The organism is Streptomyces beijiangensis (assembly GCF_017315755.1).
GTDB lineage: Bacteria > Actinomycetota > Actinomycetes > Streptomycetales > Streptomycetaceae > Streptomyces > Streptomyces beijiangensis.
The window spans coordinates 1-2032 of sequence record NZ_JAFLRJ010000452.1; the positions used below are offsets into that span (position 1 = coordinate 1).

General features: G+C 71.0%; 2 protein-coding genes and 1 pseudogene. 1 reads left to right on the forward strand and 2 read right to left on the reverse strand.

Annotated features, from left to right (window positions below; translation table 11 throughout):
* Positions 1–70 (reverse strand): annotated as a pseudogene (locus J0695_RS45790) (glycerophosphodiester phosphodiesterase); the annotation flags it as partial.
* A gap of 23 nt (positions 71–93) precedes the next feature.
* Positions 94–1134: an adenosine deaminase gene (locus tag J0695_RS34305; RefSeq protein ID WP_206968679.1), complete on the reverse strand. Its 1041-nt coding sequence runs from the start codon at positions 1132–1134 to the stop codon at positions 94–96.
* Positions 1135–1530: 396 nt separating this feature from the next.
* On the opposite strand from J0695_RS34305, the gene J0695_RS34310 reads away from it, so the two are divergent.
* Positions 1531–1998, forward strand: coding sequence for a DUF4190 domain-containing protein (locus J0695_RS34310; RefSeq protein WP_307798861.1), 468 nt, complete (start codon positions 1531–1533; stop codon positions 1996–1998).
* The last annotated feature ends 34 nt before the right edge of the window (positions 1999–2032 follow it).

The following is a 2032-nucleotide window of genomic DNA, read 5'->3' on the forward strand; positions in this document are numbered from 1 at the left end:
GGGAGGGGAGGGTGTTCTCGCGGACGCGGTAGGGGTCTCCGCGGTGGCCTACGGCAGTGACGGTGCGCATGGACCCCATTGTGCTGGTATGCCTTACTTCGCCTGCTGTGCGAGCCAGTTCGCGGTGTACGTGTCGATCTCCGCGGCCAGCTTCGCCTTGCCCGCCTCGTCGAGGAAGGACGCCTCGACGGCGTTCTTGGCGAGGGCGGCGAGGCCCTGCTCGTCGAGGCCGAGGAGGCGGGCGGCGACCAGGTACTCGTTGTTGAGGTCGGTGCCGAACATGGGCGGGTCGTCGCTGTTGATCGTGACGAGGACCCCGGCGTCGACCATCTGCTGGAGAGGGTGCTCGTCGAGCGAGGCGACCACGCGGGTGGCGATGTTGGAGGTCGGGCAGACCTCCAGCGCGATGCGGTGCTCCGCGAGGTACGCGAGGAGCTCGGGGTCCTGGACGGCGCTGGTGCCGTGTCCGATGCGCTCGGCGCCGAGGTGGTTGAGGGCGTCCCAGATCGTCTCGGGGCCCGTCGCCTCGCCGGCGTGCGGCACGGAGTGGAGTCCGGCGGCGATCGCCCGGTCGAAGTACGGCTTGAACTGCGGGCGCGGTACGCCGATCTCGGGGCCGCCGAGCCCGAAGGAGACCAGGCCCTCGGGGCGCAGGTCGACCGCGAGGCGGGCGGTCTCCTCGGCGGACGGCAGACCGGCCTCGCCGGGGATGTCGAAGCACCAGCGGAGGATCACGCCCAGTTCGGCCTCGGCCGCCTTGCGGGCGTCCTCGATCGCCTCCATGAAGGCGTCCTCGGGGATGCCGCGGCTGGTCGAGGAGTACGGGGTGATCGTGAGCTCCGCGTACCGGATGTTCTGGCGGGCCATGTCACGGGCGACCTCGTACGTCAGCAGCCGGACGTCCTCGGGGGTGCGGACCAGGTCCACGACGGAGAGATAGACCTGGATGAAGTGCGCGAAGTCGGTGAACGTGAAGTAGTCGGCGAGCGCCTCGGGGTCGCTGGGGACCTTCGAGTCGGGGTGGCGCGCGGCCAGCTCGGCGACGATGCGGGGGGAGGCCGATCCGACGTGGTGCACGTGCAGCTCTGCCTTGGGCAGGCCTGCGACGAAAGGGTGCAGGTCGAGGTCGGTCATCGGGGCCTCCGGGATGCGGTGGAATGGGGTCTCCCCTGCTCGAACGCAGTTGAGAGCTTGGGGAAAGGTGTTCGGGGATCATCGTAGGCGGGGGCCAGGCCTGCGACCGCAGGACCTAGCATGTCGAACCGAGGATGGGGGAGGCCCATGTCAGACAACGCGCAGCAGCCACCGGGGGATCAGGATCCGCCAAGGGACCCTTGGGCTCCTCCGGAGCGGAAGGTTCCGCTCGAGAAGCCGCAGGTGCCTTCGGGGAACCCGGTGCACGATCAGCCGACGGTGTCGGCGATGCCGGGGTCCGAGGCCGGGGCGCCGCCGCAGGCTCCGGGGCCGGGACAGGGGCCCGGGCAGGGCCGGCAGCCGGGGCCGCCGCAGCACCAGCCGTATCCCGGTGCCGTGCCGCCTCCGCCGACGGGTCCGTACGGGCCCGGCCAGGGAGCGCCTCCCGGGTACGGGTACCCGTCGTACCCGAGCGCGCCGCAGGCGCCCGGCGGCTATCCCGGATACCCGGGATACGGCGGCCAGGGCGGCTGGAACACGATGCAGCAGGCGCCGACGAACGGGTTCGGGATCGCCGGGATGGTGCTCGGCATCCTCTCCGTGGTGATCTTCTGCGCGTGGGGCATCGGGATCGTCCTGGGCGTCCTCGCGCTGATCTTCGGGATCCTGGGGCGGAAGCGGGCCAACCGGGGGGAGGCGAGCAACGGCGGTATGGCGCTGGCCGGGATCATCCTGGGGAGCATCGGGATCGTGGTCAGCTCGGCGTTCCTCGGCTTCATCATCTGGGCGGTCGCGAACGACAACGGGTCGGACGACGATCCGTTCAGCGACTCCTACCAGACGTCACTGACGGTGGCCCGATAGCGGACCGGGGCCCCCGGGGGCCCCGGTCCGCTAT